3 protein-coding genes and 1 pseudogene are annotated in these 3493 nt (G+C 72.9%); 3 read left to right on the top strand and 1 reads right to left on the bottom strand.

The window, feature by feature from the left end; translation table 11 throughout:
- The coding region (locus J0670_RS33360; RefSeq protein ID WP_207815955.1) for a trans-aconitate 2-methyltransferase at positions 1-604 on the bottom strand (604 nt) is incomplete at its 3' end.
- A gap of 301 nt (positions 605-905) precedes the next feature.
- Between J0670_RS33360 and J0670_RS33355 the strand changes: the two genes are divergently transcribed.
- The 3 genes and pseudogenes from J0670_RS33355 to J0670_RS33345 form a co-directional block, all read left to right on the top strand.
- Positions 906-2138 (top strand): hydroxymethylcytosylglucuronate/cytosylglucuronate synthase, encoded by a 1233-nt coding sequence (locus J0670_RS33355; RefSeq protein ID WP_207815954.1) that lies wholly within the window; start codon positions 906-908, stop codon positions 2136-2138.
- 134 nt (positions 2139-2272) lie between these two features.
- Positions 2273-3274 (top strand): cytosylglucuronate decarboxylase, encoded by a 1002-nt coding sequence (blsE, locus tag J0670_RS33350; RefSeq protein WP_207815952.1) that lies wholly within the window; start codon positions 2273-2275, stop codon positions 3272-3274.
- Positions 3262-3493, top strand: a pseudogene (locus tag J0670_RS33345) (hypothetical protein); the annotation flags it as partial. The gene blsE and the pseudogene J0670_RS33345, both read left to right, overlap by 13 nt.

The following is a 3493-nucleotide window of genomic DNA, read 5'->3' as shown; positions in this document are numbered from 1 at the left end:
CGAGGTGGGGCGTGCGGTAGTGCAGGGCGAGGGTTTCCAGGGCGTAGTCGTGGGACGGCCGGACGGTGCGCAGCCGGTCGAGGAGGGGACGCAGGTCGTAGCGGACGCCGGTGAAGTGGGTGGCCATCCGCATGCAGGGGCTGTCGGGGTGCTGCAGGACGACCAGGAGGGTGCCGCCGGGGACCGTCCACTCCAGGGCCCGGGTGACGGTGGGGAGCCATTCCTCCTCCGGGACGTAGTAGAGCACGTGTGAGAGGTGGACCAGGTCGGCCGGCTCGGGCGGCTGGGCACGGTCGATCCGGTCCGGCAGGATCAGGGCCTGCGGACAGACGGCGCGGAGCTTCTCCCGCATCGCCGCACTGGGCTCGATGGCGATCGTGCGGTCGTAGGAGCGGGCCAGGTAGGCGGTGGTGCGGCCCTCGCCGGCGCCGACGTCCAGCAGGACCCGTCGGTGCGGGAGCGCGGCCGTGATCTCGCTCAGCCGGGCGTGGGTGAGGGGCTTCTCGTCGGTGCCGGCGAGGAAGAGCTCGAAGGCGCGGCGGTAGTCGGCGCCCGAGACGTCCAGCACTCGGACCGGACCGTCCTCGGTGATCGTGGGTTCCATGTGGCGACCTCCCCTGGGGTGAAGTGTTCGGCCCGGCCATTGCAGCCCTCCGGCGGGCCGGATGCGTGCAGGGACGTTCCTGCCCGCGTGTCGCGCGCGGTGCCCGCCTTCGCCCAACTCCCGTACGTCAACGCACTGATGGGCAAATTCACCTTTCAGGGTGGTTAGCCATCGCTTTTCCGTAGGTACTCGAACCGGCGCCGACCAACCGGCCTGGTACGAATACGGAGCGAAGGAAATCCGGTACGGACGGGCGGAGTTGAGATCCCGCCCGACACAACGCGGGTGAGAGGAGGGCCTGATGCAGGCGGGCATGCGGATTCGGACGGTCGCGGTGGCCGGGGTGGAGTTCGGCTGGGGCAGTTCCGGGAAGCTGAGTGCGGTGCTGTCGGCCCTCAGGGCCCGCGGCGGCAGACGGCTGAGGTTCATCGGGCTGGCCACCGGGCTCGGCCGCCCGGTGCTGGCCGGGCAGCCGGTGGAGCGCTGGTTCGACCTGCCGGACGCCCACCTGCCGGGCACTCGCCTTCCGGACACTCGGAGACTGCCGGAGCTCGCCCGGATCGTCCAGGCCCAACGGGTGCAGGCCGCCCTGGTGGTGCTGGACGGCGGGCTGGCGAAGGCACTGCGCGCCTGCGGCGTGCCGGTGGTGTTCGTGGACAGCCTCCCCTTCCTCTGGACGGACGGGGACCGCCCCGAACTCCCGCTGGACACCGAGGTGTACTGCGCCCAGCGCTGCGTGGAGCTGCCCCCCGAGGGCGCAGGGGTGCTGGCGGACGCGCCCAACCTCCGCTGGGTCGACGCCGTGATCGCCGAGCCCGGCACCCCCCGCAGCACGACACCCGCACCCGCGCCCCGCCGCGCCCTGGTCAGCCTCGGCGGACTGCGCGCGCCCCAGCTCGCCGACTGGGCCAGCTATCCGCAGATCGTGCTGCCCGCCGCCCTGGAGGCGCTCACCGCCGCCGGGGTCGACGAGGTGCACATCGCGGGGAACCTGCCCGCCTGGCTCGCCGCGCAGTTGGTGGACTCCTGCGCGCACCCGGCCGTCACGACGGTGGGGGCCCTCCCGCACGAGGACTTCCTGCACCGCCTCGCCGACTGCGACGTCCTGCTCACCTCCCCGGGCCTGACCACCCTCCTGGAGGCCGGCCGACTCGCCGTCCCGACGCTCTGCCTTCCCCCGCAGAACCTGAGCCAGATCTTCAACGGCCGCTTCCACAGCCAGGCCCTCGCCACCGACGCCCGCGTCACCTGGCCCAAGGAGGTCTTCGCCGAGGACGAGGCGCTGGCGCTGCGGGCCGACGGCGAGGGGAAGGCCCTCGACCTGATCTACGGCGGCATCGCCCGCGCCGCCGACCTCGACCGCCGGCGGACGACCGCCGCCGTGCGACAGGGCATCACCGAGAAGCTGGGCCGCCTGACGGGCTCACCCGGCACCGACTGGACGGCGCTGACCACTGCGGTCGGCACCGCCGGCGCGGCACAGGTCGCCGACGCCCTGATCGGACTCCTGACGTCCCCTGGCCCCGACGGCTGAGCGATCCCCGAGCAGCCGGTCGTTCCCCGCCCCGACCAGCCACCGACTCCCGACTCCCGAGCAGCCACCGACTCCCGAGCAGCCACCGACGACGACCAGCAACCATCGCCGACGAAACGGTCCCAGGTGTCCTCGTGTCCTCCACCTCGCTCCCGCGCCCTCGCTACCTGTTCATCCGCATCCTCGAAGCCTGCAACGCCGACTGCTTCATGTGCGACTTCGCGCTCTCCCGCGACACCTTCCGCTTCTCCTCCGGCGACTTCGCCGAGCTGTTGCCGAAGGCCCGCGCGGCGGGGGTCGCGTACGTCCGTTTCACCGGCGGCGAACCGCTGATGCACCCGGAGGTCGTGGAGCTGGTCCGGGCCGGCACCGAGGCCGGGATGAAGATGTCGATCATCACCAACGGGTCCCTGCTGCCCAAGCACGCCAAGGACCTCGCGGCGGCCGGGCTGGCCCAGGTGATCGTCAGCCTGGACGGCGCCTCGGCGCGGACCCACGACACCTACCGCCGCTCCCCCGGCATGTTCGAGGCCGGTCTGCGCGGGCTGCGGCGGGCCGCCGAGCTCGGCGTGCTGCCGCGCGTCAACACGGTGGTCGGGCCGCACAACTACACCGAGATGCCCGAGCTCCAACGGGTGCTGACCGAGGCCGGGGTCCGCCAATGGGAGCTGTCCGCGCTCAAGCTGGACCGCACCATCCGCTACCCCGATCCGGACCACGTCCGCACCGTCTGCGACCCGTTGTACGAGGCCGACCCGGCGACCGTCCTGGTCCCGATGGGCAAGCGCTTCTACGGGGACACGGCGGAGGAGCAGCGGCGGTACTTCGAGGACTCCACCCCGCCACGGGCCGCGCAGCCGCTCTGCCACGTCACCGACGACGTGATCTACCTCGACGGCAAGCGCGGCCGGATGCACGCCTGCAGCTGCATCCCGCACCGGGACGACGCCGACGGCCCGGGCGGCGCGCCGATCCGGGAGAACGGCGTCATCCGGCTGGACACCCCCGTCTTCCGGGCGCACGCGGACTACTTCCGCGAACACGGCCCGCAGGTGTGCAGCGGCTGCTCCACCACGGCGGCCGGCTACAGCGACGACGTCGCCCGGCTCGGAACGGTGACGCCGTGGCAGTACTGACGGATCACTCGGGCGTCCTGCTCGCCTGCCGCGAGGAGCAGTTGGACTCGCTGCTCGCTCTGCGCCGGGTCGCCGCCCACCTCGGTGACCTGCCCCGGCTCGGGCCCGCCGACAGCGGACGGCCGGGCGCCGCCCTGGTCTGCGACGACGCGGCGGCCACCGCGCGCCTCCTCCGCCTCGGCGTCCCGGTCCTGCACCTGTCCTCGGTCCTGCCCGAGG

This window comes from Streptomyces sp. FH025 (assembly GCF_017427025.1).
GTDB lineage: Bacteria > Actinomycetota > Actinomycetes > Streptomycetales > Streptomycetaceae > Kitasatospora.
This window is presented reverse-complemented; position numbering and strand designations above follow the sequence as displayed.

Excerpts from the sequence above, each read along its gene's own strand:
- J0670_RS33355 (WP_207815954.1), top strand. The coding sequence starts at position 906 with ATGCAGGCGGGCATGCGGATTCGGACGGTCGCGGTGGCCGGGGTGGAG.